At 73.5% G+C, this 26,367-nt stretch carries 29 protein-coding genes; 21 read left to right on the top strand and 8 right to left on the bottom strand.

Annotated elements, in window-relative coordinates:
• Window positions 1-28 precede the first annotated feature (28 nt).
• From leuC to IE219_RS24510, 3 genes are all read left to right on the top strand, one after another.
• Window positions 29-1,453, top strand: coding sequence for a 3-isopropylmalate dehydratase large subunit (gene leuC, locus IE219_RS24520; RefSeq protein ID WP_189981170.1), 1,425 nt, complete (start codon window positions 29-31; stop codon window positions 1,451-1,453).
• 5 nt (window positions 1,454-1,458) lie between these two features.
• Window positions 1,459-2,052, top strand: a complete 594-nt coding sequence (leuD, locus tag IE219_RS24515; RefSeq protein ID WP_189981168.1) for a 3-isopropylmalate dehydratase small subunit — start codon at window positions 1,459-1,461, stop codon at window positions 2,050-2,052.
• Between the two features lie 104 nt (window positions 2,053-2,156).
• A complete protein-coding gene (locus IE219_RS24510; protein WP_189981167.1) occupies window positions 2,157-2,384 on the top strand; it encodes an SCO5555 family protein in 228 nt (75 codons plus the stop codon).
• Window positions 2,385-2,431: 47 nt separating this feature from the next.
• Here the strand turns inward: IE219_RS24510 and IE219_RS24505 are convergent, their stop codons facing one another.
• Window positions 2,432-2,605, bottom strand: coding sequence for a hypothetical protein (locus tag IE219_RS24505; protein WP_189981205.1), 174 nt, complete (start codon window positions 2,603-2,605; stop codon window positions 2,432-2,434).
• Here IE219_RS24505 and IE219_RS24500 point away from each other — a divergent pair.
• The gene (locus tag IE219_RS24500; protein WP_189981165.1) at window positions 2,528-3,223 is read left to right on the top strand and encodes an HU family DNA-binding protein; all 696 of its coding nucleotides are present in this window, start codon (window positions 2,528-2,530) and stop codon (window positions 3,221-3,223) included. The genes IE219_RS24505 and IE219_RS24500 overlap by 78 nt on opposite strands.
• Before the next feature lie 168 nt (window positions 3,224-3,391).
• On the opposite strand, the gene IE219_RS24495 is transcribed toward IE219_RS24500, so the two are convergent.
• The gene (locus IE219_RS24495; RefSeq protein ID WP_189981163.1) at window positions 3,392-3,601 is read right to left on the bottom strand and encodes a hypothetical protein; all 210 of its coding nucleotides are present in this window, start codon (window positions 3,599-3,601) and stop codon (window positions 3,392-3,394) included.
• 10 nt (window positions 3,602-3,611) lie between these two features.
• On the bottom strand, window positions 3,612-4,259 hold the full coding sequence (cofC, locus tag IE219_RS24490; RefSeq protein WP_189981161.1) for a 2-phospho-L-lactate guanylyltransferase: 648 nt from the start codon (window positions 4,257-4,259) through the stop codon (window positions 3,612-3,614).
• Between the two features lie 127 nt (window positions 4,260-4,386).
• Between cofC and IE219_RS24485 the strand changes: the two genes are divergently transcribed.
• The 3 genes from IE219_RS24485 (at window position 4,387) to IE219_RS24475 (ending at window position 7,393) form a co-directional block, all read left to right on the top strand.
• Window positions 4,387-5,142, top strand: a complete 756-nt coding sequence (locus IE219_RS24485; RefSeq protein WP_189981159.1) for a lysophospholipid acyltransferase family protein — start codon at window positions 4,387-4,389, stop codon at window positions 5,140-5,142.
• Entirely contained in the window at window positions 5,139-6,140 is a 1,002-nt protein-coding gene (locus IE219_RS24480) for an NAD(P)H-dependent glycerol-3-phosphate dehydrogenase (RefSeq protein WP_189981157.1), read from the top strand. Before IE219_RS24485 ends, IE219_RS24480 begins: the two co-directional genes overlap by 4 nt.
• 113 nt (window positions 6,141-6,253) lie before the next feature.
• Complete coding sequence (locus IE219_RS24475; protein WP_189981155.1) at window positions 6,254-7,393, top strand: D-alanine--D-alanine ligase family protein; 1,140 nt, start codon at window positions 6,254-6,256, stop codon at window positions 7,391-7,393.
• Window positions 7,394-7,457: 64 nt separating this feature from the next.
• Here IE219_RS24475 and IE219_RS24470 read toward each other — a convergent pair whose 3' ends face one another.
• Window positions 7,458-7,973, bottom strand: a complete 516-nt coding sequence (locus IE219_RS24470; protein WP_189981146.1) for a DUF3515 domain-containing protein — start codon at window positions 7,971-7,973, stop codon at window positions 7,458-7,460.
• A gap of 20 nt (window positions 7,974-7,993) precedes the next feature.
• Complete coding sequence (locus tag IE219_RS24465) at window positions 7,994-8,227, bottom strand: Lrp/AsnC family transcriptional regulator (RefSeq protein ID WP_189981144.1); 234 nt, start codon at window positions 8,225-8,227, stop codon at window positions 7,994-7,996.
• Window positions 8,228-8,460: 233 nt separating this feature from the next.
• Between IE219_RS24465 and IE219_RS24460 the strand changes: the two genes are divergently transcribed.
• Together IE219_RS24460 and thiD are read left to right on the top strand one after the other, a co-directional pair.
• The gene (locus IE219_RS24460) at window positions 8,461-9,423 is read left to right on the top strand and encodes a thiamine-phosphate kinase (protein WP_189981142.1); all 963 of its coding nucleotides are present in this window, start codon (window positions 8,461-8,463) and stop codon (window positions 9,421-9,423) included.
• A complete protein-coding gene (thiD, locus tag IE219_RS24455) occupies window positions 9,420-10,217 on the top strand; it encodes a bifunctional hydroxymethylpyrimidine kinase/phosphomethylpyrimidine kinase (RefSeq protein ID WP_189981140.1) in 798 nt (265 codons plus the stop codon). Before IE219_RS24460 ends, thiD begins: the two co-directional genes overlap by 4 nt.
• Window positions 10,218-10,349: 132 nt before the next feature.
• Here the strand turns inward: thiD and rpmB are convergent, their stop codons facing one another.
• The gene (gene rpmB / locus IE219_RS24450; RefSeq protein ID WP_003957616.1) at window positions 10,350-10,535 is read right to left on the bottom strand and encodes a 50S ribosomal protein L28; all 186 of its coding nucleotides are present in this window, start codon (window positions 10,533-10,535) and stop codon (window positions 10,350-10,352) included.
• Window positions 10,536-10,768: 233 nt separating this feature from the next.
• Between rpmB and fakA the strand changes: the two genes are divergently transcribed.
• From fakA to mutM, 9 genes are all read left to right on the top strand, one after another.
• Complete coding sequence (gene fakA, locus IE219_RS24445; RefSeq protein WP_189981138.1) at window positions 10,769-12,472, top strand: DAK2 domain-containing protein; 1,704 nt, start codon at window positions 10,769-10,771, stop codon at window positions 12,470-12,472.
• A 71-nt stretch (window positions 12,473-12,543) separates the two neighbouring features.
• Window positions 12,544-14,742, top strand: coding sequence for an ATP-dependent DNA helicase RecG (recG, locus tag IE219_RS24440; protein ID WP_189981136.1), 2,199 nt, complete (start codon window positions 12,544-12,546; stop codon window positions 14,740-14,742).
• A 16-nt stretch (window positions 14,743-14,758) separates the two neighbouring features.
• Window positions 14,759-15,388, top strand: coding sequence for a 16S rRNA (guanine(966)-N(2))-methyltransferase RsmD (rsmD, locus tag IE219_RS24435; RefSeq protein WP_189981134.1), 630 nt, complete (start codon window positions 14,759-14,761; stop codon window positions 15,386-15,388).
• A 26-nt stretch (window positions 15,389-15,414) separates the two neighbouring features.
• Complete coding sequence (gene coaD / locus IE219_RS24430) at window positions 15,415-15,894, top strand: pantetheine-phosphate adenylyltransferase (protein ID WP_308434043.1); 480 nt, start codon at window positions 15,415-15,417, stop codon at window positions 15,892-15,894.
• 110 nt (window positions 15,895-16,004) lie between these two features.
• Window positions 16,005-17,051 (top strand): F0F1 ATP synthase subunit B, encoded by a 1,047-nt coding sequence (locus tag IE219_RS24425; RefSeq protein WP_189981129.1) that lies wholly within the window; start codon window positions 16,005-16,007, stop codon window positions 17,049-17,051.
• Window positions 17,052-17,199: 148 nt separating this feature from the next.
• Window positions 17,200-17,838: a YceD family protein gene (locus IE219_RS24420; protein WP_229849986.1), complete on the top strand. Its 639-nt coding sequence runs from the start codon at window positions 17,200-17,202 to the stop codon at window positions 17,836-17,838.
• 2 nt (window positions 17,839-17,840) lie between these two features.
• Window positions 17,841-18,014 carry a 50S ribosomal protein L32 gene (rpmF, locus tag IE219_RS24415; protein ID WP_043229344.1) on the top strand — a complete coding sequence of 58 codons (174 nt, stop codon included), beginning with the start codon at window positions 17,841-17,843 and terminating at the stop codon, window positions 18,012-18,014.
• A 19-nt stretch (window positions 18,015-18,033) separates the two neighbouring features.
• Window positions 18,034-18,813 (top strand): ribonuclease III, encoded by a 780-nt coding sequence (gene rnc, locus IE219_RS24410; protein ID WP_189981125.1) that lies wholly within the window; start codon window positions 18,034-18,036, stop codon window positions 18,811-18,813.
• Window positions 18,814-19,029: 216 nt separating this feature from the next.
• Window positions 19,030-19,890: a bifunctional DNA-formamidopyrimidine glycosylase/DNA-(apurinic or apyrimidinic site) lyase gene (gene mutM / locus IE219_RS24405; protein WP_189981123.1), complete on the top strand. Its 861-nt coding sequence runs from the start codon at window positions 19,030-19,032 to the stop codon at window positions 19,888-19,890.
• Here the strand turns inward: mutM and IE219_RS24400 are convergent.
• Window positions 19,880-20,263 carry a winged helix-turn-helix transcriptional regulator gene (locus tag IE219_RS24400; protein WP_189981121.1) on the bottom strand — a complete coding sequence of 128 codons (384 nt, stop codon included), beginning with the start codon at window positions 20,261-20,263 and terminating at the stop codon, window positions 19,880-19,882. The genes mutM and IE219_RS24400 overlap by 11 nt on opposite strands.
• A gap of 23 nt (window positions 20,264-20,286) precedes the next feature.
• Window positions 20,287-21,243 carry a CAP domain-containing protein gene (locus IE219_RS24395; RefSeq protein WP_189981119.1) on the bottom strand — a complete coding sequence of 319 codons (957 nt, stop codon included), beginning with the start codon at window positions 21,241-21,243 and terminating at the stop codon, window positions 20,287-20,289.
• A 239-nt stretch (window positions 21,244-21,482) separates the two neighbouring features.
• On the opposite strand from IE219_RS24395, the gene IE219_RS24390 reads away from it, so the two are divergent.
• From IE219_RS24390 to IE219_RS24380, 3 genes are all read left to right on the top strand, one after another.
• Entirely contained in the window at window positions 21,483-21,764 is a 282-nt protein-coding gene (locus IE219_RS24390) for an acylphosphatase (RefSeq protein ID WP_189981117.1), read from the top strand.
• 406 nt (window positions 21,765-22,170) lie between these two features.
• Window positions 22,171-22,389: a hypothetical protein gene (locus tag IE219_RS24385; protein WP_189981115.1), complete on the top strand. Its 219-nt coding sequence runs from the start codon at window positions 22,171-22,173 to the stop codon at window positions 22,387-22,389.
• A 192-nt stretch (window positions 22,390-22,581) separates the two neighbouring features.
• Window positions 22,582-26,295 carry a chromosome segregation SMC family protein gene (locus IE219_RS24380; protein WP_189981113.1) on the top strand — a complete coding sequence of 1,238 codons (3,714 nt, stop codon included), beginning with the start codon at window positions 22,582-22,584 and terminating at the stop codon, window positions 26,293-26,295.
• Window positions 26,296-26,367 lie beyond the last annotated feature (72 nt).

The raw sequence follows: 26,367 nt of genomic DNA, 5'->3' as shown, positions 1-26,367 counted from the left end.
GGCGCAGCCGCCGGCCGGAGGGAAAGCGATGGGTAGGACACTCGCGGAGAAGGTCTGGGACGACCACGTCGTCCGGCGCGCCGAGGGCGAGCCCGATCTCCTCTTCATCGATCTTCACCTGCTCCACGAGGTGACCAGCCCCCAGGCCTTCGACGGCCTCCGGCAGAACGGCCGGCCGGTCCGCCGCCTCGACCTCACCCTCGCCACCGAGGACCACAACACCCCCACGCTCGACATCGACAAGCCGATCGCGGACCCGGTCTCCCGCGCCCAGCTGGAGACCCTGCGCAAGAACTGCGCCGAGTTCGGCGTACGGCTCCACCCGCTCGGCGACGTCGAGCAGGGCGTCGTCCACGTGGTGGGCCCCCAGCTCGGCCTCACCCAGCCCGGCATGACCGTGGTCTGCGGCGACTCCCACACCTCCACGCACGGCGCCTTCGGCGGCCTGGCCTTCGGCATCGGCACCAGCCAGGTCGAGCACGTCCTCGCCACCCAGACGCTGCCCATGGCCCGCCCGAAGACCATGGCGATCACCGTCGACGGCGAACTGCCCGAGGACGTCACCGCCAAGGACCTGATCCTCGCCGTCATCGCCCGGATCGGCACCGGCGGCGGCCAGGGCTACGTCCTGGAGTACCGCGGCTCCGCCATCGAGAAGCTCTCGATGGAGGCCCGCATGACCATCTGCAACATGTCCATCGAGGCCGGTGCCCGCGCGGGCATGATCGCCCCCGACGAGACCACCTTCGCCTACCTGAAGGGGCGCCCGCACGCCCCCGAGGGCGAGGACTGGGACGCCGCCGTCGCGTACTGGAAGACCCTGCGCACCGACGAGGACGCCGTCTTCGACGCCGAGGTCGTCATCGACGCCGCCGGGCTGGCCCCCTTCGTCACCTGGGGCACCAACCCCGGCCAGGGCGCCCCGCTCTCCGCCAGCGTCCCCGACCCGGCCTCGTACGAGGACCCCTCGGAGCGCCTCGCCGCCGAAAAGGCCCTGGAGTACATGGGGTTGACCGCCGGACAGCCGCTGCGCGACATCAAGGTCGACACCGTCTTCGTCGGCTCCTGCACCAACGGCCGCATCGAAGACCTGCGCAACGCCGCCTCCCTGCTGGAGGGCCGCAAGGTCGCCGACGGCGTCCGCATGCTGGTCGTCCCCGGCTCCGTCCGGGTCGCGCTCCAGGCCGTCGAGGAGGGCCTCGACAAGGTCTTCAAGGAGGCCGGCGCCGAATGGCGGCACGCGGGCTGCTCCATGTGCCTGGGCATGAACCCCGACCAACTGGCGCCCGGTGAGCGCTCCGCGTCCACCTCCAACCGCAACTTCGAGGGCCGGCAGGGCAAGGGCGGCCGCACCCACCTGGTCTCCCCCCAGGTGGCCGCCGCCACCGCCGTCCTCGGCCGGCTGGCCTCCCCGGCCGACCTGTCCGACACCGTCACCACCGCGGGGGTCTGAGCACCATGGAAGCCTTCACCACGCACACCGGCCGGGCCGTCCCGCTGCGCCGCAGCAACGTCGACACCGACCAGATCATCCCCGCGCACTGGCTCAAGAAGGTCACCCGCGACGGCTTCGAGGACGGCCTCTTCGAGGCCTGGCGCAAGGACCCGGAGTTCGTCCTCAACCGCCCCGAGCGCCAGGGCGCCACGGTCCTGGTCGCCGGCCCCGACTTCGGCACCGGCTCCTCCCGCGAGCACGCCGTCTGGGCGCTCCAGAACTACGGCTTCAAGACCGTGATCTCGGCCCGCTTCGCCGACATCTTCCGCGGCAACTCGCTGAAGAACGGGCTGCTCACCGTCGTCCTCCCGCAGGAGACCGTGGACGCCCTCTGGGCGCTGACCGACGCCGACCCGACCGTCGAGATCACCGTCGACCTGGAGGCCCGCAAGGTCCTGGCGCCCGGGATCGACGCCGACTTCGAGCTCGACGAGAACGCCCGCTGGCGCCTGCTCAACGGCCTCGACGACATCAGCCTCACCCTTCAGAACGAAGCCGACATCGCGGCCTACGAGGCGGCCAGGCCCTCCTACAAGCCCCGTACAATGACCGTCTGAGCAGCGCTTTTCCAAGACTGCGCCCCCCACCTCCCGGTGGGGGGCGCAGTTGCTTGTTGGGACCCTGTCGGGCGACAACTCGCCCTAGATGGCACAATCGGTGCATGGAACGCGACAGCCAACTCGAGCTCTACGAGGCAGTCGCCGCCCGATTGAAGGAAGCGCACTCCCGAGTGCGCTCACTGCAAGTCCCGGAGGGCGTAAGGATGGCGCTGTCCCGGAAGCTGCTGGTCGTCACGGCCGCGGCGAAGCACGATCTCGCGGACGCGGCGACGCGTCTGGACCGGTTGATGAAGGACCTCGAAGAGGGCCGATTCCCTGTAGGCGACTGACACCCGGAACTCCGCAACGGCACTTCCGCGTTGCGGCACTAGGGTGATTAGACCGTTTCGTGTTTGATTTGCGGTATATACATGCCTAACGTGCGAAAAAGCTTGAACACTTTCGTTCCGGCAAAGTCTCCGAAGGGGAAGACGTGAACAAGGCGCAGCTCGTAGAAGCGATTGCCGACAAGTTGGGCGGTCGCCAGCAGGCCGCCGATGCCGTCGACCACGTGCTCGACGCCATCGTGCGCGCCGTGGTCTCCGGCGACCGGGTCTCGGTCACCGGCTTCGGGTCGTTCGAGAAGGTGGACCGCCCGGCCCGCTACGCCCGCAACCCGCAGACGGGCGAGCGCGTCCGGGTCAAGAAGACCTCCGTGCCGCGCTTCCGCGCGGGCCAGGGCTTCAAGGACCTGGTCAGCGGCTCGAAGAAGCTCCCCAAGGGCGGCGAGGTCTCCGTCAAGAAGGCCCCCAAGGGCAGCCTCACCGGCGGCGCCGCCTCCGCCACCGTGAAGAAGGCCGCGGCGAAGAAGGCCACCACGGCCAAGAAGGCCGCCGCGAAGAAGGCCACTCCGGCCAAGAAGACCACCGCCGCCGCCAAGAAGGCGACCCCGGCGAAGAAGGTCACCGCGGCCGCCGCCAAGAAGACCGCCTCGGCCGCGAAGAAGGCGACCCCGGCCAAGAAGACCACCACGGCCGCCGCGAAGAAGGCCACCGCCGCCACCGCCACGAAGAAGGCGGCCGCCAAGAAGACGGCCCCGGCGAAGAAGACCACGGCGAAGAAGGCGCCCGCCAAGAAGACCACGGCGCGCAAGACCGCCACGGCCAAGAAGACGGCCGCCAAGAAGTAGGCCGCCGAGCAGCGGGCCAGGACGGCTGTCGCCCGTCCGCCGGGCCGGGCTCCCGCACGGGAGCCCGGCCCGCGGTGCGTCCGGAGCGGCCCCGCCGCCACTCGTACGGAGCAGGGGAGGGGCGGCGATCCCGAGGGCCGGAAGCCCAGGGGAATGGGGGGGCGGAGGTCAGAAGGTCTGGAGAGTCACCAGGGTGATCCGCGACCCGGCGCCCGAGGTGCCCGGCTCCGTCTCGATCCGCACCCGCTGCCCCGGCCGGAGCAGCAGCAGACCGCCCGCGTCGAAGGCCGCCGCCCCGAACTCCACCGGGGTGCCGTCGTCGAGCAGCACACTGCCGCTGCGGGTCTCGGAGTCGTACGTGTACGCGGTCGCCTGCATGCGCCGCAGCCTATCCGGCCGGCGCCGGCCGCCGGGCCGCCGTCCGGGGGCCGAGCCCCAGCGCCCCCGCCGCCGCCAGATCCTCGCCGGTGTCCACGTCCCGGCGCACGGAATCCACCCCGGCCAGCCTGATTTCCACCGCCCCGGACGCTAAATGCCGAAGCCGCGACGGGCCCCCGAAAGCCGGTTCCAATTCCACCCCCGGTCCCGCCGAGAGGAATGTCGTCCCCATTTCGGCGGCATCCGCGAGAAATGCCCGGGGGAATTCCCGGGCGGCGTCCAGGACCCGGCCCAGCTCCGCCGGGCGCAGCGCCGGGAGGTCCGCGTTCAGCGCCGCCACCCGGGCCCGCGGCCGGAGTGCCCGCACCGCCCGCGCCCCGTGCGCCAGCGCCGCGTTGAGCCCCGCCGCCGGGGCGTCCGGCACGATCCGCGCCCCCAGTGCGGCCAGCGCCCGGCCCGCCACCCGGTCGTCCGTGACCACCACCACGTCCCGTACCCCGGCGCAGGCCAGCGCCGCCGCCACGGTGTCCACCGCGAAGGCGAGGGCCAGCCGGGGCCGCAGCCGCTCCCCGGCGGCGGGGCCGAGCCGGCTCTTGGCCAGGGCCAGGGGCTTCAGGGGTACGACCAGGGACCAGCCGTCGTCCGCATCCGTCTTCATCACGGCCCATTCTGTCCCGCCCGGAAGGGACGCCCCCGGTCCCGGGGCGTACGGTGTCCTCGACACAGCAGGAGCGGGGGGCGACACTTGACCCCCTGCCAGCAGGACCCGGAGAAAGGTGCCCCGAGTGCCCCGCCGCAGAATCGGCTTCTGGTACCGCCTCGCGGCGGTCATCGCCAAACCCCCCCTGGTGGTTCTGTTCAAGCGGGACTGGCGCGGCATGGAGCACATTCCGGCCGACGGCGGATTCATCACCGCGGTCAACCACAACTCCTACCTGGACCCGCTGTCCTACGCGCACTACCAGTACAACACCGGCCGGGTGCCCCGTTTCCTCGCCAAGGCGGGCCTCTTCAAGGCGGGCTTCGTCGGCACGATGCTCCGCAACACCGGCCAGATCCCCGTCTACCGGGAGACCGCGAACGCCCTGGACGCCTTCCGGGCCGCCGTGGACGCCATCGAGCGCGGCGAGTGCGTCGCCTTCTACCCCGAGGGCACCCTCACCCGCGACCCCGACATGTGGCCGATGCCCGGCAAGACCGGCGCCGCCCGCGTCGCGCTGCTCACCAGGGCGCCCGTCATCCCGGTGGCCCAGTGGGGCGCCAACCTCGCCATGCCGCCGTACGCCAAGAAGGACAAGTTCAGCTTCTTCCCGCGCAAGACGCTGATCGTCCAGGCCGGGCCGCCGGTCGACCTCTCCCGCTTCGACGGCCTGGAGCCCACCCCCGAGGTGCTGCGCGAGGCCACCGAGACGATCATGGCGGCGATCACCGCCCTGCTGGCGGAGGTCCGCGGCGAGCAGGCCCCCGCCGAGCCGTACGACCCGCGCCGCGCCGCCCGCCTGCGGCAGAGCCGCAAGGCCGCCGAGGGGGGCGCCAAATGACCAAGGCCGCCGTCTTCGGAAACGGGTCCTGGGGCACCGCCTTCGCCATGGTGATGGCCGACGCCGGCTGCGAGGTGAGCCTCTGGGGCCGCCGCCCGGCGCTCGCCGAGGCCATCAACACCACCCGTACCAACCCCGACTACCTGCCCGGCGTCGAGCTCCCCCGGGGCGTCACGGCCACCGCCGACCCGGCCGAGGCCGCCGAGGGCGCCGACTTCGCCGTCCTCGTCGTCCCCTCCCAGACCCTGCGCGAGAACCTCGCCGCCTGGGCGCCGAAGCTCGGCCCCGAGACCGTCCTGGTCTCCCTGATGAAGGGCATCGAACTCGGCACCGCCAAGCGGATGAGCGAGGTCATCTCCGAGGTCGCCGGCGTGCCCGCCGAGCGGGTCGCGGTCCTCACCGGCCCCAACCTGGCCCGCGAGATCGCCGCCCGGCAGCCCGCCGCCGCCGTCGCCGCCTGCGTCGACGAGTCGGTCGCCCAGCGGCTCCAGGCCGCCTGCATGACCCCGTACTTCCGCCCGTACACCAACACCGACGTCGTCGGCTGCGAGCTCGGCGGCGCGGTCAAGAACGTCATCGGCCTCGCCGTCGGCATCGCCAACGGCATGGGCCTGGGCGACAACTCCAAGGCCACCCTCATCACCCGCGGCCTCGCCGAGACCACCCGCCTCGGCCTCGCCATGGGCGCCGACCCGCTGACCTTCTCCGGCCTCGCGGGCCTCGGCGACCTGGTCGCCACCTGCTCCTCGCCGCTCTCCCGGAACAACACCTTCGGCACCAACCTGGGCCGCGGGATGACCCTCCAGGAGGCCGTCGCGGCCACCAGGCAGACCGCCGAGGGCGTCAAGTCCTGCGAGTCCGTGCTCGACCTGGGCCGCCGCCACGGCGTCGACATGCCCATCACCGAGACCGTCGTCTCCATCGTCCACGACGGCAAGCCGCCCGTGGTCGCGCTCAAGGAGCTGATGTCGCGCAGCGCCAAGCCCGAGCGCTGCTGAACGCTCCGCGGGAGGGCCCGCGGAAGGACAGCCTCCGGCCACTGGGCCGGACGCGCGCGACGGCACGCGGGGCGCTCAGGAGTTCGGACACCGCAAGGTACGCTCAGGGCGATATGAGCGAGAACACCCAGAGCCCCCGCAAGCCGCGCGTGGCCGTCGTCTTCGGCGGACGCAGCTCCGAGCACGCCATCTCCGTCGTCACCGCCGGCGCCGTCCTGCGGGCCATCGACCGGACCAAGTACGACGTGCTGCCCATCGGCATCACCCGCGAGGGCCGCTGGGCGCTGACCGCCGACGCCCCCGAGCGGATGGCCATCGCCGGCCGTGAACTCCCGGACGTCGCCCAGCTCGCCGAGGGGGAGAAGGGCGGCGTGCTGCTCCCCGTCGACCCGTCCAGCCGCGAGGTCGTGCTCAGCGAGCCCGGCGCGCTGCCGAAGGCCCTCGGCGAGGTCGACGTCGTCTTCCCCGTGCTGCACGGCCCGTACGGCGAGGATGGCACCCTCCAGGGCCTGCTGGAGCTCTCCGGCGTCCCGTACGTCGGCGCGGGCGTCCTCGCCTCCGCCGTCGGCCAGGACAAGGAGTACATGAAGCGCGTCTTCACCTCCTACGGCCTGCCGGTCGGCCCGTACGAGGTGATCCGGCCGCGCGAGTGGGACCGCAACCCGGCCGAGGCCCGCAAGAAGATCGTCGAGTTCGCCGCCGACCACGGCTGGCCGCTGTTCGTGAAGCCCGCCCGCGGCGGCTCCTCCGTCGGCATCACCAAGGTGGACGACCTCTCCGGTCTCGACGAGGCCGTCGAGGAGGCCCGCCGCCACGACCCGAAGATCATCGTGGAGGCGCTGCTGCGCGGCCGCGAGATCGAGTGCGGCGTCCTGGAGTTCGAGGACGGCCCGCGCGCCAGCGTGCCCGCCGAGATCCCCCCGGTCACCGACCACGAGTTCTACGACTTCGAGGCCAAGTACATCGACTCGGCCTCCGGCCTGGTCCCCGCCCCGATCGGCGACGCCGCCACCGCAGAGGTCCAGCGCCTCGCCGTCGCCGCCTACGAGGCCGTCTCCTGCGAGGGCCTGGTCCGCGCCGACTTCTTCCTCACCGAGGACGGCGACTTCGTCATCAACGAGATCAACACCATGCCCGGCTTCACCCCGATCTCCATGTACCCGCGCATGTGGCAGGAGAGCGGCGTGAGCTACCCCGAGCTGGTCGACCGCCTGCTCCAGGCGGCCCTGACCCGCTCCACGGGCCTGCGCTGACCGGTGCACGGCGGCCCGGGGGAGGCCCCTCCGGGCCCTTCCGGCTCAGGAAGGCCCTTCCGGTTCAGGAAGCGGCGCCCGGGGCGTCGCTCTCGGAGCACTCCTCGCTGAGGGCGCAGGGGATCGCGCGCGCCACCGGGGCGGCGAGGTCGACGAGGGGGCCGGCGTCGTTCGCGTACCGCGCGTCCAGGCTGACCTCGACGTACGTCTTCCGGTAGACCGAGGTGAACCGGGGCCCGGAACCCTCCGGCCGCTCCAGCATCCAGTTGACGCCGTTCGCGTCGATGCCCTGCGACTGCGGATCGCTCATCTTTTCGGGCCGGGGGACTCCGCAGCGCAGTACGATCGCTCCGTCACCCCACCCGGCGGTCAGCTCCGAGTCGGGGGACGGGTCGCTGCGCTCCTGCCCGGCCACGGTCTCCGGGAGCTCCCGAGCCAGCGCACGGCAGAGCGCCGCCTCCGCCGCGGGCGGATCCGGAACCGGCACCGGCGCCCCGGCGCCGGAGGAGCAACCGGTGACGGCCAGCAGCAGGACGACGGCCGGGGCGAGCAGGCCGACAGGCCGGTGGGAAGACTTCACCGGCCCAGGGTAGACGGGGGCTACAGATGGACGACCGGGCAGGTCAGTGTGCGCGTGATGCCGTCCACTTGCTGGACCTTCGCGACCACCATGCGACCCAGCTCGTCGACCGTGTCGGCCTGCGCCCGCACGATCACGTCGTACGGCCCGGTCACGTCCTCGGCCTGGATCACCCCCGGAATCTTGGCGATGGTGTCGGCCACGGCCGACGCCTTGCCCACTTCGGTCTGAATCAGGATGTACGCCTGTACCACGGAACCTCCAGGGCGACCACGAGGATCTTGTGGGAGAAAGGGACGCCACGGTACCGCGTCGCCGAGGGCCGCGGGGAGACCCGCGCCCGCGGAGACGCCCGGGGTGTGGCGTACACAGGACAGAAGTTGACGGTCTACTTGACGGTACCCAGCACGGTGCCGGCCCGCGACCCGCGGTGCGAGCGGACGCTCCGCCGAGGGCCGGGCCGCACGACGACACGAGGTGAGACGCGGTGAAGGGCACAGTCGGAGAGCTGGGCGAGTTCGGGCTCATCAGGGAGCTCACGTCCCGGCTCACCTCCACCCCGGCGGTACGGATCGGGCCCGGCGACGACGCCGCCGTGGTCTCCGCCCCCGACCGCCGCGTGGTGGCGAGCACGGACATCCTCATCGAGGGACGCCACTTCCGCCGCGACTGGTCGACGGCCTACGACGTCGGCCGCAAGGCCGCCGCGCAGAACCTCGCCGACATCGCCGCCATGGGCGCGGTCCCCACCGCCCTCCTCCTCGGCCTCGTCGTCCCCGCCGAACTGCCCGTCACCTGGGCCACGGAACTCATGGACGGCCTGCGCGACGAATGTCAGGTCGCGGGCGCGGCGGTGGTCGGCGGCGACGTCGTCCGGGGCGACACGATCATGGTCTCCATCACCGCCCTCGGCGACCTGCGCAACCACGACCCGGTCACCCGGGGCGGCGCCGAACCCGGCGACGTCGTCGCCTACACCGGCTGGCTCGGCTGGTCCGCCGCCGGTTACGCGGTCCTCTCCCGCGGCTTCCGCTCCCCCCGCGCCTTCGTCGAGGCCCACCGCCGCCCCGAGCCGCCGTACCACGCGGGCCCGGCCGCCGCCGGACTCGGCGCCACCGCCATGTGCGACGTCAGCGACGGCCTCATCGCCGACCTCGGCCACATCGCCGAGGCCAGCAACGTCCGCATCGACCTGCGCTCCGGCCTCATCGACATCCCCGGCCAGATGCACGACATCGGCCAGGCCGTCGGCGTCGACCCGCTCCAGTGGGTCCTCACCGGCGGCGAGGACCACGCGATCGTCGCCACCTTCCCGCCCGACGTGAAGCTGCCCGCCCGCTGGAAGGTCATCGGCGAGGTCATCGCCCCCTCCGCGCTGCCCCAGGTGACCGTCGACGGCGCGCCCTGGCACAGCGCGGGCGGCTGGGACCACTTCGGGGAGACCGAGTGAGCCTCCCGCTGGTCCTCACCGTCGCCGGATCGGACTCCGGCGGCGGCGCAGGCATCCAGGCCGACCTCAAGACGATGCTCGCCCTCGGCGTCCACGGCATGAGCGTCCTCACCGCCGTCACCGCCCAGAACTCGCTGGGCGTCCACGGCGTCTGGGAACTCCCCGAGGAGGCCGTCCGCGCCCAGTACCGGGCCGTCGTCGACGACATCGGGGTGCACGCGGTCAAGACCGGCATGCTGGCCACCGCCCCGCTGGTGGAGACCGTCGCGGAGCTCCTCGCCGGCACGGACGCGCCCGTGGTCGTCGACCCCGTCGGCGTCTCCAAGCACGGCGACCCGCTGCTCGCCGCCTCCGCCCTGGAGTCCGTACGCACACGGCTGCTGCCCGCCGCGACCGTCGCCACCCCCAACCTGGACGAGGTGACGCAGCTCACCGGCATCGTGGTCGAGGACGAGGACGGGATGCGCCGGGCCGCCGACGCGATCCTCGGCCACGGGCCCCGCTGGGCGCTGATCAAGGGCGGCCACCTGCCCGGGAACGCCGCCGAGGTCGTGGACCTGCTCACCGACGGCACCGAGGAGCACTGGCTGTACGCCCCCCGGTACGACAACCGGCACACCCACGGGACGGGCTGCACGCTCGCCTCGGCGGTCGCGTCGGGCCTCGCCAAGGGGCTGTCCGTGCCGACGGCCGTACGGGAGGCGAAGGCGTACGTGACCGGGGCCCTGGCGGCGGGATTCGCCCTGGGACGGGGCATCGGGCCCGTCGACCACGGGTGGGGGACGCGCCGCTGACCCGGTCCCGGCCCTTGGACCCGGGGCCTGGCTCCGGGTCCTGGTTCCGGGTACGGCGAAGGGCCGGTCCACCGAGGTGGACCGGCCCTTCAAGGCAACCGCAGGGGCTGCGCTACGACACGAACGTCGCGGTTAGCGCGAGACCTTGCCGGCCTTGATGCACGAGGTGCAGACGTTGAGCCGCTTCGGCGTCCGACCGACCACGGCACGCACGCGCTGGATGTTCGGGTTCCAGCGACGAGACGTACGGCGGTGCGAGTGCGAAATGTTGTTGCCGAAGCCCGGCCCCTTGCCGCAGACGTCGCAGTTGGCAGCCACGGGTCACTCCAAAGACTTCAGATTTACAGTGAGATCCGGCGCACCGGAATCAGGAGTCTGAAGTGGCTTGCCGGGGATGGCCCGGCGAGTGCCGGGCAACCGAAGCAGCATACAACGACTGCTTCCGTGGAACGAAACTACCACGGTCCGGGCCGACCCCGTCCCGAGCCCCCCGTTCCCGGCCCCCCCGGTCTACCCTGCGGGAAAACTCCACCGCCGAAGGAGGACCCCCGTTGTCGCGCCCCCCGCACCCCTCCGACCGCCCCGCCCCGAGTGACGGACGTCTCGTCCTCGACGCGGAGGCGGTCCGGGACTGGAGCGCGCGCACCGCGGAGGCCCTCGGCCGGGAGCGGGCCGCGATCGACGCCATCAACGTCTTCCCGGTCGCCGACGGCGACACCGGTACCAACCTCCACCTGACCGCCGACGCCGCCCACCGGGCCGTCGAAGCCGTCTTCGCCGCCCCCGGAGCCACCGGCGGCTCCGCCCCCGACACCGCCGACGCCGTCCGGGCCATGGCCCACGGCGCCCTCCTCGGCGCCCGCGGCAACTCCGGCACCATCCTGTCCCAGCTCCTGCGCGGCATGGCCGCCGTCCTCGCCGACGGCGCCGACGGCGACCACCTCGCCCGCGCCCTCGCCGCCGCCGCCGACTCCGCCCGCGCGGCCGTCGCCCACCCCGAGGAGGGCACGATCCTCACCGTCGCCGCCGCCGCGGCGCACCGCTGCGCGGCTGGCGGCCCCCTCCCCGAGGTGGCCGCGAGCGCCTACGAAGGCGCCAGGACGGCCCTCGCGGCCACCCCCGGCCAACTGGCCGCCCTCGGCCGCGCCGGAGTCGTGGACGCCGGAGGACGGGGCCTGGTGACGGTGCTCGGCGCCCTCCTGGAGACCGTCACCGGCCGGGCCCCCGCCCCCCTCCCGCCGACCGCCCCGGCCCCCGCCGCGCACCCCGCCCCGGAACCCTGCGGCCCCCACAACCAGGGCCCCGCCTACGAGGTGCTCTACCTCCTGGAGGCCGACGACGAGGCCGTCGCCCTCCTCAGGGCCCGGCTCGACGCCCTCGGCGACTCCCTCGTCGTCGTCGGCGGCGACGGCCTGTGGAACGTCCACGTCCACACCGACGACGCGGGCGCCGCCGTCGAGGCCGGCATCGAGGCCGGCCGCCCCCACCGCGTCCGCGTCACCCACTTCGCGAGCACCGCCCCCGGACCCGGGACGCACGCGCCCGCGGACGCCACCCGGGACCCGGCGGGGACGCCCGGCACCGCCGAACGCGCCCCCCGCGCGGTCGTCGCCGTCCTCCCCGGCGAAGGACTCGCCGGACTCTGCGCCGAGGCCGGCGCCACCACCGTCCAGACCCGCCCCGGCGAACCCCCCGCCGACGGCGAACTCCTCGACGCCGTCCGCCGCGCCCACGCGCGCGAGGTCGTCCTCCTGCCCAACGACGCCGACCTGCGGGCCGCCGCCGCGACCGCCGCCGAACGCGCCCGCGCCGAGGGCATCCGGGTCGCCCTCATCCCCACCCGGGCCGCCGTCCAGGGCATCGCCGCCCTCGCCGTCCACGAACCCGGCCGCAGCTTCGACGAGGACGTCGTCGCCATGACCGCCGCCGCCGGCGCCACCCGCTACGCCGAACTCGCCGTCGCCGCCCGCCGGTCCTTCACCTCCGCCGGCGTCTGCCAGGCCGGCGACGTCCTCGGCCTCATCGAGGGCGACGTCGCCGTCATCGGCCAGGACCTCACCGCCACCGCCCGCACCGTCCTCGACCGGATGCTCCAGGCCGGCGGCGAACTCGTCACCCTCGTCGTCGCCGACGGCACCCCGCCCGGCCTCGCCGACACCCTCGAAGCCCACGTGCGGCGCGGCTACCTGGCCGTGGACACCGTCACGTACCACGCGGGAGAGGGCGCCCCGCCGCTCCTCATCGGCGTCGAGTAGCCGCCGGGAAGGCCCCGCCCCGGGCGCGTTGTCCACAGCCCTCGCCCCGTCTGTCGGTCCGGTGGTGTGCAATGGACGACGTGTCCGCGCTCGACGTACCCCTCACGAAGTCACTCGGCCCCGCCACCGCCAAGGTCATGGCCGAGGCCCTCGACCTGCACACGGTCGGGGACCTCCTCCACCACTACCCCCGGCGGTACGCCGAGCGGGGCGAGCTGACCACCCTCTCCGACCTGCCGCTCGACGAGCACGTCACCGTCGTCGCCCAGGTCGCCGACGCCCGCGTGCACACCTTCAACGGCTCCAAGGGACGCGGCCAGCGCCTCGAAGTGACCATCACCGACGGCTACGGCCGCCTCCAGCTGGTCTTCTTCGGCAAGGGCGTCCACAAGCCGCACCACGACCTGCCGCCCGGCACCCGCGCGATGTTCGCCGGAAAGGTCTCCCTCTTCAACCGCCGCCTCCAGCTCGCCCACCCCTCCTACGAGCTCCTGCGCGGCGACGGCGACGCGGCGGAGGCCGCCGGGAGCTGGGCCGGCGCCCTCATCCCGATCTACCCGGCCACCACCAAACTGGAGTCCTGGAAGATCTCCAAGGCCGTCGACGCCGTCCTGCCCGCCGCCGCCGATGCCGCCGACCCCCTCCCCGACGCGCTCCGCGAGGGCCGCGGCCTCGCCGAACTCCCCGACGCCCTGCGGCTGATCCACCGCCCCCGCACCAAGGCCGACGTCGCCGCCGCCCGCGAACGGCTCAAGTGGGACGAGGCGTTCGTCCTCCAGGTCGCCCTCGCCCGCCGCCGCCACGCCGACACCCAGCTCCCCGCCGTCCCCCGCCGCCCCGCCCCCGACGGCCTCCTCACCGCCTTCGACGCCACGCTCCCCTTCACCCTCACCGACGGCCAGAACAAGGTCTCGAAGGAGATCTTCGACGACCTCGCCACCGACCACCCCATGCACCGCCTCCTCCAGGGAGAGGTCGGCTCCGGCAAGACCATGGTGGCGCTGCGGGCCATGCTCGCCGTCGTCGACGCCGGGGGGCAGGCCGCGATGCTCGCGCCCACCGAGGTGCTCGCCCAGCAGCACCACCGGTCGGTCACCGAGATGATGGGGGAGCTGGCCGAGGGCGGCATGCTCGGAGGCTCCGAGCGGGGCACCAAGGTCGTCCTGCTCACCGGCTCCATGGGCACCGCCGCCCGCCGGCAGGCCCTCCTCGACCTGGTCACCGGCGAGGCCGGCATCGTCATCGGCACCCACGCCCTCATCGAGGACAAGGTCAGGTTCCACGACCTCGGCCTCGTCGTCGTCGACGAGCAGCACCGCTTCGGCGTCGAGCAGCGCGACGCGCTGCGGGGCAAGGGCAAGCAGCCCCCGCACCTGCTCGTCATGACGGCCACCCCCATCCCCCGGACCGTCGCCATGACCGTCTTCGGCGACCTGGAGACCTCCGTCCTCGACCAGCTCCCCGCCGGGCGCTCCCCGATCGCCAGCCACGTCGTCCCCGCCGCCGACAAGCCGCACTTCCTCGCCCGCGCCTGGGAGCGGGTCCGCGAGGAGGTGCAGAACGGCCACCAGGCGTACGTGGTCTGCCCCCGCATCGGGGACGAGGAGGACCAGAAGAAGAAGGCCCGGGGCGCGAAGGAGGACGAGGCGGAGAAGCGCCCCCCGCTCGCCGTCCTCGACGTGGCCGAGAAGCTGCGCGCCGGCCCCCTCGCCGGGCTGCGGATCGCCGTCCTGCACGGCCGCATGCACCCCGACGACAAGGACGAGGTCATGCGCGGCTTCGCCGCCGGCGAGCTCGATGTCCTGGTCGCCACCACCGTCATCGAGGTCGGCGTCAACGTGCCCAACGCCACCGCCATGGTGATCATGGACGCCGACCGCTTCGGCGTCTCCCAGCTCCACCAGCTCCGCGGCCGCGTCGGCCGCGGCTCCGCCCCCGGCCTCTGCCTCCTCGTCACCGAGATGCCCGGGGCGAGCCCCGCCCGCCAGCGCCTCGGCGCCGTCGCCGCCACCCTCGACGGCTTCGAACTCTCCCGCATCGACCTCGAACAGCGCCGCGAGGGCGACGTCCTCGGCCAGGCCCAGTCCGGCGTCCGCTCCTCCCTGCGGGTCCTCACCGTCATCGACGACGAGGAGGTCATCGCCGCCGCCCGCGAGGAGGCCACCGCCGTCGTCCTCGCCGACCCGGACCTCACCGCCCACCCGGGCCTGCGCACCACGCTCGACGCCCTGCTCAGCGAGGAGCGGGAGGAGTACCTGGAGAAGGGATGACGGCCGGAGCCGACCTATGCTGCTCGGGTACCGCGAGCGCACTATCGAGCAGAGGACGACGATGACCCGCGTGATCGCCGGCACCGCCGGCGGACGGCGCCTGGCCGTGCCCCCGGGCAACGGCACCCGCCCCACATCCGACCGGGCGCGCGAGGGCCTCTTCTCCACCTGGGAGGCCCTGTACGGCCCCCTCGGAGGGACCAGGGTCGCCGACCTGTACGCCGGCTCCGGAGCCGTCGGCCTGGAGGCGCTCTCCCGGGGCGCCGCCCACGCCCTGCTCGTCGAGGCCGACGCGCGGGCCGCCCGCACCGTGCGGGAGAACGTCCGCTCCCTCGGACTGCCCGGCGCCGAGGCCAGGGCCGGGAAGGCCGAGCAGGTCGCCGCGGGACCGGCCCCGGCGGAGCCGTACGACCTGGTCTTCCTCGACCCGCCGTACGCCGTCCCCGACGAGGAGATCCGCGAGATCCTCCTCACACTGCGCTCCGGGGGGTGGCTGCGCGAGGATGCCCTCGTCACCGTGGAGCGCAGCACCCGAGGCGGCTCCTTCGGCTGGCCGGCCGGCTTCGAACCACTGCGGTCCCGGCGCTACGGCGAGGGAACGTTTTGGTACGGTCGCGCCGCCTCTACGTGCGAAGACGCACGATGACCCGACCGGAGAGCGAGGGAACCAGCTTGCGCCGCGCCGTCTGCCCGGGGTCGTTCGACCCCATCACCAACGGACACCTCGACATCATCGCCCGCGCCTCCAAGCTGTACGACGTGGTGCACGTCGCGGTGATGATCAACCAGTCCAAGCAGGGCCTCTTCACCGTCGACGAGCGGATCGAGCTGATCCGCGAGGTCACCTCCGACCTCGGCAACGTGCGGGTGGAGTCCTTCCACGGCCTGCTCGTCGACTTCTGCAAGCAGCGCGACATCCCCGCCATCGTCAAGGGCCTGCGCGCGGTCAGCGACTTCGACTACGAGCTCCAGATGGCCCAGATGAACAACGGCCTGTCGGGCGTCGAGACCCTCTTCGTGCCCACCAACCCCACGTACAGCTTCCTGTCGTCCTCCCTGGTCAAGGAGGTCGCGGCCTGGGGCGGCGACGTCTCCCACCTGGTGCCCCCGGAGGTCCTCGGACAGCTCACCGAGCGGCTCCGCCGGAAGTGACGCGCGGCCACCATCGCTGACGCTCCGTCACCTGGTGTCGGACGGGCCACGACTGCGCATACAGTCGTCCCGTCCGTCTCCATCCAGCTGTAGAGAGTGGCGAGCACCCGGTGGACGTGCAGAAGAAGCTCGACGAGATCGTCGCGACCGTACAGAACGCCCGCTCGATGCCCATGTCGGCCTCCTGCGTGGTCAACCGCGCCGATCTGCTCGCCCTCCTCGCCGAGGTGCGCGACGCCCTGCCGAACTCCCTCGCCCAGGCCCAGGAGCTCATCGGCGGCCGCGAGCAGATGGTCGAGCAGGCCCGGCAGGAGGCGGAGCGGATCATCGAGGCCGCGCACGCCGAGCGCGGCACGATCGTCTCCGACACCCAGATCGCCCGGCAGTCTCAGGAGGAGGCCGACCGGATCCTCTCCGAGGCCCGCCGGGAGGCCGAGGAGGTCCGCGCCGAGGCCGACGAGTACGTCGACTCCAAGCTCGCCAACTTCGAGGTCGTCCTCAACAAGACCATCGGCTCCGTCGACCGGGGCCGCGAGAAGCTCCTCGGCCGGGGCCCCGGCCTCGACGAGCACGGCTACCCGGACCAGGACGCCCCCGAGTACAGCGCGGACCCGCAGACCCTGGTCCGGCGCGCCGACGAGTACGTCGACGCCAAGCTGGGCGCCTTCGAGGCGGTCCTCTCCAAGACCCTGGAGGCCGTCGGGCGCGGCCGGCAGAAGCTGCACGGCCGGATCGCCACCGACGCACTCGGCGAGCACATGGCCGCCCAGGAGGGCCTCGGCACCACCGTGCACACCAGCGACGCCGACTACCTGGCCGGCCTCGCCGCGCTGGCCGACCCGGAGCCCGCCCCGGCGGCCCCGGCCCCCGCGCCCGCCCCCGTACCGGCGCAGCCCGCGCACGACCCGTACGCCTATCAGCCGCAGCCCGCGCAGCCGGACCCCTACGGCTACCCGCAGCAGCAGCCGGACCCGTACGCCTACCAGCCCCAGGCGCCGCAGGCGGACCCCTACGGCTACCCGCAGCAGCAGTCCGACCCGTACGGCTACCCGCCCCAGCAGGTCCCGGCCCCGCCGGCCGCGCTCGACGAGACCAGCTTCTTCGACACGAGCATGATCGATCTGGAGCAGCTGCGCCGGTACGAACAGGGGCAGTAGCCGCCGAAGGGCCCGGATTGGGCCCTGGGCGGCGCGTCCAGTATCCTGGCTCTTCGGTCGCGTGTATGTCCGCGATCCATGCTGCCCGAGAATGGGGCGGCCTCCCGTGACGACGTACGCCACGCACGATCCGAAAGCAGGAAGAACCCTGAGCACGCGCCTCGACCACCGCAATCCCCTCGTGTTCGACACGCACGAGCTGGGGCGGCGTCCCGGTGCCCTCCAGCGGATCTCCCGCACGGTCGACGCGCCGGCGGACCTCGGTGTCGCGGGAGTCGTCGGAGTGCCCCAGGGCGCGCCGGTGGAGATCGAGCTCCGACTCGAATCGGTCATGGAAGGGGTGCTTGTCACAGGCACCGCCCGTGCATCGGCCGAGGGGGAGTGCGTAAGGTGTCTGGAGCCCGTCGAGCTGGAGCTCGACGCGGACTTCCAGGAGATGTTCTCGTACCCCGACTCCGACGACCGGGGCCGCGTCAAGGCGGCCACGGACGAAGAGGACGAAGAGGACGAGAGCATGACCCCCCTCGAGGACGGCATGTTCGACCTCGAACCCGTGCTGCGTGACGCGGTGGTGCTTGCTCTGCCGATGCAGCCGGTGTGCCGGGAGGACTGTGCGGGTCTGTGTTCCGACTGTGGAATCAACCTGAACGAGAACCCGGACCACCACCACGACGCCACCGACATCCGTTGGGCGGCACTGCAGGAACTCGCCGGTTCGCTGGGAGCCGACGAGAAGGACAACATGAGCGACGCCGCTACCGGTGTCGACGAGAAGCAGGAGAAGTAGCCGTGGCTGTTCCGAAGCGGAAGATGTCGCGCAGCAACACGCGCCACCGCCGGTCGCAGTGGAAGGCTGCGGTCCCCACCCTGGTTTCGTGCGAGCGCTGCCAGGAGCCGAAGCTGCAGCACATCGCGTGCCCGAGCTGCGGCACCTACAACAAGCGCCAGGTCCTCGCGGTCTGAGCGGCTGGTGAGAGGCACGATGTCTGACAGCATCAACAGCGCCTCGTCCCACACGCTTCTGGAAGGGCGGCTCGGGTATCACCTCGAGTCCGCCCTTCTGGTGCGTGCGCTGACGCATCGCTCGTACGCGTACGAGAACGGCGGTCTGCCCACCAACGAGCGGCTGGAGTTCCTCGGGGACTCCGTGCTCGGCCTGGTGGTCACCGACACCCTCTACCGCACCCACCCCGACCTGCCGGAAGGCCAGCTGGCCAAACTGCGGGCCGCGGTGGTCAACTCGCGTGCGCTGGCCGAAGTGGGCCGTGGCCTCGACCTGGGCTCCTTCATCCGGCTCGGCCGGGGCGAAGAGGGCACGGGCGGCCGGGACAAGGCGTCCATCCTCGCCGACACCCTCGAAGCGGTGATCGGCGCGGTCTATCTCGACCAGGGTCTCGACGCGGCGTCCGAGCTGGTGCACCGGCTCTTCGACCCGCTGATCGAGAAGTCCTCGAACCTCGGTGCCGGACTGGACTGGAAGACCAGCCTCCAGGAACTCACCGCGGCCGAGGGACTCGGTGTGCCGGAGTACCTCGTCTCCGAGGAGGGCCCCGACCACGAGAAGACCTTCACCGCTGCCGCCCGCGTCGGTGGTGTCTCGTACGGCACCGGCACCGGCCGCAGCAAGAAGGAAGCGGAACAGCAGGCCGCCGAATCCGCGTGGCGCGCGATCCGCGCGACCGCGGACGAGCGGGCGGCGCGGGCCGAGGCCGGCGCCGACGAGACGGACCGGAAGGACGGGGCCGCCCCGGCCACCGCCTGACCGCGCTCCCGCGTCCTTCACGGAAGCCCCTCCTCCGCCCGTCCCCGCACCGGGGGCGGGCGGAGGCCGTTCTTCTCCGGGGAGCGGGGGCGTCGCTGGGAGACCGGAGGCCGTTCTCCGGGAGGGACGGGAGAGTTCCAGGCGGGAGCCGGGGGGCGTCCGTCCCGGGCGGTAGGCTGCGAGGACCACCGTCCCGTACCCCTCCGGAGGAGTCCCGTGCCCGAGCTGCCCGAGGTCGAGGTCGTCCGGCGCGGACTGGAGCGCTGGGTCGCCGGACGGACCGTGGCCGGCGTCGAGGTGCTGCACCCCCGCGCGGTACGGCGCCACCCCGCGGGCGGCGCGGACTTCGCCGCCCGGCTCACCGGGCGGACCTTCGAGGCGGCCCGCCGCCGGGGCAAGTACCTGTGGCTGCCGCTGGCCGGCACCGGCACCTCCGTCCTCGGCCACCTGGGCATGAGCGGACAGCTCCTGGTGCAGCCCGCGGACGCCCCGGACGAGAAGCACCTCCGGGTCCGGGTCCGCTTCGACGACACCACCGGCACCGAGCTGCGCTTCGTCGACCAGCGCACCTTCGGCGGGCTCTCGCTGCACGACCAGACCCCGGACGGCCTGCCCGACGTCATCGGGCACATCGCCCGCGACCCGCTGGACCCGGCCTTCGACGACGCCGCCTTCCAGACCGCGCTGCGCCTGCGCCGCACCACCGTCAAGCGGGCGCTCCTCGACCAGTCGCTGATCAGCGGCGTCGGCAACATCTACGCCGACGAGGCGCTCTGGCGCTCCCGGCTCCACTACGACCGGCCGACCGCCACCCTCACCCGGCCCCGCTCCGCCGAACTCCTCGGCCACGTCCGGGACGTGATGAACGCGGCGCTCGACGCCGGCGGCACCAGCTTCGACAGCCTGTACGTGAACGTGAACGGCGAATCCGGCTACTTCGACCGGTCCCTCGACGCCTACGGGCGGGAGGACGAGCCCTGCCGCCGTTGCGGCACCCCGATGCGCCGCCGGGCCTGGATGAACCGCTCCAGCTACTTCTGCCCGCGCTGCCAGCGCCCGCCGCGCGTCACCGCGTGACGGCGGCGCGCTCCGCGTCGTACGCCTCGCGGGCCGCGACGACCTGCGGCATCCGCGCCTCCACCAGGGAGATCAGCCCCAGCAGCCGCTCGGCGACCTCGCGGCCGAGCGGGGTGAGCCGGTAGTCGACCCGGGGCGGGCTGACCGACCGGGCCTCCCGGTGCACCAGGCCGTCCCGCTCCAGCGCCTGGAGGGTCTGCGCGAGCATCTTCTCGCTGACCCCGTCCACCCGCCGCCGCACCTCGTTGAACCGCAGCTCGCCCTCGTACAGGGCGCCGAGGGTGAGGCCGCCCCACCGGCCCGTGACGTGCTCCAGCGTCGTGCGCGAGGCGCAGCCGCGCGCGAACACGTCGAAGGCGGGGGCGTCGGTCATGTCCCCACGGTACGCGCGGCGGCTCAGTAGCCGAAGTCCTGGGTCCACCAGGGGCCGCCGTCGCCGAACTGGACACCGACGCCGAGGGAGGTGAAGGAGCAGTTCATGATGTTGGCCCGGTTCTGGTCGCCGTTCATCCAGGAGACCATCGCGGCCGCCGCGTCGACCTGGCCGCGGGCGATGTTCTCGGCGCCGAGACCGGTGACGCCGGCGGCCCCGGCACGGTCCCAGGGGGTGGTGCCGGAGGGGTCGGTGTGGCCGAAGAAACCGCGGGCGGCCATGTCGGCGCTGTGGGCGCCGGCCAGCTTGGAGAGGCTGTCGGAGGTCTTCAGGGGGGAGCAGCCCGCCTTGCCGCGCTCGACGTTCACCAGGCGGACGACCTCGGCCTCGGCGGCGGCCGCGCGGTCGGCGGTGGAGCGCGCCGGGGCCTGCGGGACGGCGCTCCGCGCGGTCCGGGTCGGCCCGGCCGGCGCGGGCTCCGGGCTCGCGTCCGCCGTCGCGGGGGTCTTTGGCGCGGCCGGGGGAGCGGTGCGGGTCTCCGCCCGCGCGGGCCGCGTGCTCGCGGCGGGGGTCTTCTCCGCGGGAGCCTTCCCGGCGGGGGTCTTCCCGTCGGGGGTCTTCCCGGTGGGGGCCGGGGTCTGCCGGGGCTTCGCCGGAGTCTTCGGGGCGGCCGGGGCGGTGCCCGCCGTCCGGTCCTCGGGGGTCTCGGTCGCGCCGCCCTGGGTGGTGAGCTGCGGGGCGCGCTGGGCCTGCTCGGCGGTGGGCCTGCCGCTGCTCGCGGTGCCGACGGTGAGGGCCTCGCCGCCGGGCAGGAGGCCGGAGGCGACCGCCACGGCGCCGACGGCGACGGCGGCGGAGGCGCCGATCAGCCCGGTGCGGACGCCGCGCCGCCTGGGGCGGGGGGCTCGCGGATCGGGGTCGGTGCCGGTCGCGTAGTCTGCCCCGGCGGGCGCGGCGCCGGAGCGACGGTGGCGTCCCATCTGCCCTGCCTCCCTGAGCTGGTCCTGACCGGTTCCCCAAGGGATCCGGCGGATCTTTGCTGGTTTGCTGCGCTCTTTGCTTTCGATCGCTTTCGTTTTCTTTCGATACGGAGCGTGAGCCGCGTACGGGCGAGCGAAAGGCGTGCACCCATGTGGGTGAGGCGCATTCCGTCGGACTGTACGCCATGGAAAGCCGCCGCGACGTGCCCTTCGGGGGATCCGCCCGCTAGCGTGCACCCATGAGCGACGACGTACGGATGACCGCCTGGGTACGCGGACGGGTACAGGGAGTGGGCTTCCGCTGGTTCACCAGGGCAAACGCCCTGGAGATCGGCGGTCTCACCGGCTTCGCCCTGAACCTCGACGACGGCCGGGTGCAGGTGGTGGCCGAGGGCCCGAGTGACCATTGCCACCGACTCCTCGACTGGCTGCGATCCGACGACACGCCCGGCCGCGTGGACGGCGTCACTGAGATATGGGACACCCCCCGGGGCGGCTACGACGGCTTCGCCATCCGCTGACGGCCCGCCCCCGCACCCCCTCCGGCCCTCTGTCGGACGCCCCCTCCGGGCCCCGGACGGAGGGCCGGAACCGTACCGATGAACAGAAGAACTCCCAGGTGGTTGCCAAGTTGAGGTCCGCGTGCGAGGCTGCCCCGGCACATGTGATCGCCACGCCCCGGTGCGACGGGTCGAGAGGCGCCGCCGCCCGCCGCGCGGCCGCCGACTCCCCGTACGCCACACCGATCGGGGCGTGATCGTGTTGACCGTCAAACTTTTTGGTGAGACTCTGAAAGCCCCGCGCACCTTAGCTGTGTGGCAGTAGAAACCGGCACAACTCAGTACTGCCGAGCACCGCGGGTGCGAATCCATCCCTCACGACCCACACCGCATTCGGTCGGTCACTCAGTGTGGAGGACCACTCATCATGGCAAAGGCGCTTCTCGGTTACGTCGGCGGCTCCGACCCGCGACTCCTCGCCGAGATGCGACGGCTCCAGCAGCGTGTCCAGGACCTGGAATCCGAGCTGGTACGGATCCAGTCCGAGAACGACGCGCTCGCCGCTGCCGCCGCTCAGCACGAGGGCGAGTCGCTGCTCGACCGCATCGATCTCGACGTACCCCAGGCAGAGCCCGCGCTCACCTGACCACCCCCGCCCCAGGGGGATTCAGGTGGGAACAGCTGAATGAACAGGCAAGGGGCGCTCCGGCGTCCCTTCTTTTCTTTCTCCCGCCCCTCCGGAAAACCCGTCCCGTCCCCGTGACACCACCGTTCTCACCCGAGGGTCTGCCCCGCGCGATCACCGGCGAAACGCGACGCCCCCGGTAGAGTCCCCGGAGTGCACCTCAAGGCCCTGACCCTGCGCGGATTCAAGTCCTTCGCCTCCGCCACCACGCTGCGGTTCGAACCCGGGATCACCTGCGTCGTCGGCCCCAACGGCTCCGGAAAGTCCAACGTCGTGGACGCGCTCTCCTGGGTCATGGGCGAACAGGGCGCCAAGTCGCTGCGCGGCGGCAAGATGGAGGACGTCATCTTCGCCGGCACGACCGGGCGCCCCCCGCTCGGCCGCGCCGAGGTCTCGCTCACCATCGACAACACCGACGGCGCCCTGCCGATCGACTACGCCGAGGTCACGATCACCCGGATCATGTTCCGCGGCGGCAGCAGCGAGTACCAGATCAACGGCGACACCTGCCGCCTCCTCGACATCCAGGACCTGCTCTCCGACTCCGGCATCGGCCGCGAGATGCACGTCATCGTCGGCCAGGGACAGCTCGACTCGGTCCTGCACGCCGACCCCATGGGCCGGCGCGCCTTCATCGAGGAGGCCGCCGGAGTCCTCAAGCACCGCAAGCGCAAGGAGAAGGCGCTGCGGAAGCTCGACGCGATGCGCGCCAACCTCGCCCGCGTGCAGGACCTCGCCGACGAACTCCGCCGCCAGCTCAAGCCCCTCGGCCGGCAGGCCGCCGTCGCCCGCCGCGCCGTCGTCATCCAGGCCGACCTGCGCGACGCCCGCCTCCGCCTCCTCGCCGACGACCTCACCGGCCTCCGGCGGGCCCTGCACACCGAACTCGCCGACGAGGCGGCCCTCCTGGCCCGCAAGGAGGCCACCGAGGCCGACCTGCGCACCGCCCTCGCCCACGAGGCGGAACTGGAGGCCGAGGTCCGCGCCCTCGCCCCCCGCCTCGACCGCGCCCAGCAGAACTGGTACGCCCTCTCCCAGCTCGCCGAACGCGTCCGCGGCACCGTCTCCCTCGCCGACGCCCGGGTCCGGAGCGCCACCGCCGCGCCCGCCGAGGAACGGCGCGGCCGCGACCCCGAGGACCTGGAGCGCGAAGCCGCCCGCGTCCGCGAGCAGGAGGCCGGACTCGAAGCCGCCCTGGAGGCCGCCGAACGGGCCCTGGAGGACACCACCGCCCACCGCGCCGAACTCGAACGCGCCCTCACCGCAGAGGAACGCCGTCTCAAGGACGCCGCCCGCGCCCTCGCCGACCGCCGCGAAGGACTCGCCCGCCTCCACGGCCAGGCCAACGCGGCCCGCTCCCGCGCCGCCGCCGCCCAGGCCGAGATCGGCCGCCTCGCCGCCGCCCGTGACGAGGCCGCCGAACGGGCCGCCGCCGCCCAGGAGGAGTACGCGGCCCTTCGGACCGAGGTCGACGGCCTCGACGCCGACGCCACCGCCCGCGCCGAACGGCACGAGGAGGCCCGCCGCGCCCTCGCCGACGCCGAGACCGCGCTGGGCGCCGCCCGCGAGGCCGCCGCCGCCACCGGGAACCGGCGCGCCGCCGTCCTCGCCCGCCACGACACCCTCGCCCTCGGCCTGCGCCGCAAGGACGGCACCGGCGCCCTCCTCGCCGCCGGACTCACCGGCCTCCTCGGCCCCGCCGCCGACCTCCTCACGGTCGCCCCCGGCCACGAGGCCGCCGTCGCCGCCGCGCTCGGCGCCGCCGCCGACGCCCTCGCCGCCGACGGCCCCGCCACCGCCGTCGAGGCCCTCCGCCTCCTCCGCAAACAGGACGCCGGCCGCGCCACCCTCCTCCTCGCCGGCCCCGGACCCGAGACCGGCCCCGGACCCGAGACCGGCCCCGGACCCGAGACCGGCCCCGGACCCGAGACCGGCCCCGGACCCGAGACCGGAGCCGGACCCGAGGCCGCGCGCGGAGCAGGGCCCGGGCCGGGACCCGGACCCGGACCCGGGCCCCGGCCCCGACCCGGAGCCGACGCGGGACCCGGACCCGGAGACGTCGCCGTTCCCGACGGGCTGGTCTCCGTCGCCGCGCTCGTCAGCGGGCCCGACGAGCTCCTCGGAGCCGTACGGCGGATCCTCGCCCGGACCGTCGTCGTCGACGACCTCGACCGGGCGCACGAGACCGTCCGCGCCCACCCCCACCTCACCGCCGTCACCGCCGACGGCGACCTCCTCGCCGCCCACCGCGCGCAGGGCGGCTCGGCCGGCGCCCCCAGCCTCCTCGAAGTGCGGGCCCAGGTCGACGAGGCCGCCGCCGAACTCGCCGAACTCACCGCCCGCGCCGAGGAGCTGGCCCGTACCCGGGAAGAGGCCGCGGAACGCCGCGGCGCCGCCGCCGCCCTCGCCGAGGAACTCGACCGGGCCCGCCGCGCCGCCGACCGGGAGAGCGCCGCCGTCGCCCAGTCCCTCGGCCGCCTCGCCGGACAGGCCAGGGCCGCCGAGGGCGAGGCCGAGCGGACCGCCGCCGCCGTCGCCCGCGCGGGGGAGGCCCTCCGGGACGCCACCGACCAGGCCGAGGAACTCGCCGCCCGGCTGCTGGCCGCCGAGGAACTCCCCGCCGAGGAGGAGCCCGACACCGCCGTCCGGGACCGGCTCGCCATCGACGGCTCCAACGCCCGCCAGACCGAGATGGAGGCCCGCCTCCAGGTCCGCACCCACGAGGAGCGGGTCAAGGCCCTGGCCGGCCGCGCCGACTCCCTCGACCGCGCCGCCCGCGCCGAACGCGAGGCACGCGCGCGTGCCGAGCGCCTCCGCGCCCGCCTCCGCCACGAGGCCGCCGTCGCCCGCGCCGTCGCCGCCGGGGCCCGTACCCTCCTCGTCCACGTCGAGACGGCCCAGGGCCGCGCCGAAGGCGAGCGCGCCGAGGCCGCCGCCGCCCGCGCCGCCCGCGAACAGGACCTCGCCGCCGCCCGCGACCGGGGCCGCGCGCTCAAGACCGACCTCGACAAGCTCACCGACTCCGTCCACCGCGGCGAGGTCCTCGGCGCCGAGAAGCGGCTGCGGATCGAACAGCTGGAGGCCAGGGCCCTGGAGGAGTTCGGCGTCGACGCGGACGCCCTCGCCGCCGAGTACGGCCCCGACCAGCCCGTCCCGCCCTCCCCGCCCGCCGACGGCGCCCCCCTCCCCGACGACGCGCCCCCCGCCCCCCGCCCCTTCATCCGTTCGGAGCAGGAGAAGCGGCTCAGAGCGGCCGAGCGCGCCTTCCAGCAGCTCGGCAAGGTCAACCCGCTCGCCCTGGAGGAGTTCGCCGCCCTGGAGGAACGGCACCGCTTCCTCTCCGAGCAGCTCGAAGACCTCAAGAAGACCCGCGCCGACCTCCTCCAGGTCGTCAAGGACGTCGACCGGCGCGTCGAGCAGGTCTTCACGGAGGCGTACCACGACACCGCCCGCGAGTTCGAGGGCGTCTTCTCCCGGCTCTTCCCCGGCGGCGAGGGCCGGCTCGTCCTCACCGACCCCGCGAACATGCTGACCACCGGCGTCGACGTCGAGGCCCGCCCGCCCGGCAAGAAGGTCAAGCGGCTCTCCCTGCTCTCCGGCGGCGAACGCTCCCTGACCGCCGTCGCCCTCCTCGTCTCCATCTTCAAGGCCCGCCCCAGCCCCTTCTACGTCATGGACGAGGTCGAGGCCGCCCTCGACGACACCAACCTCCAGCGGCTCATCCGGATCATGCGCGAGCTCCAGGAGTCCTCCCAGCTCATCGTGATCACCCACCAGAAGCGCACGATGGAGGTCGCCGACGCGCTCTACGGCGTCTCCATGCAGGGCGACGGCGTCTCGAAGGTGATCAGCCAGCGGCTGCGCTGAAGTGGTGGCCGGACGAAAGGTGTGCGGAACTGGGGATCCCGGGTATCCGGAACCCCCCGGAGCTCCGGGCGA

The sequence above is a fragment of the Streptomyces termitum genome (assembly GCF_014650175.1).
Taxonomy (GTDB): Bacteria; Actinomycetota; Actinomycetes; order Streptomycetales; family Streptomycetaceae; genus Streptomyces; species Streptomyces termitum.
This window is presented reverse-complemented; position numbering and strand designations above follow the sequence as displayed.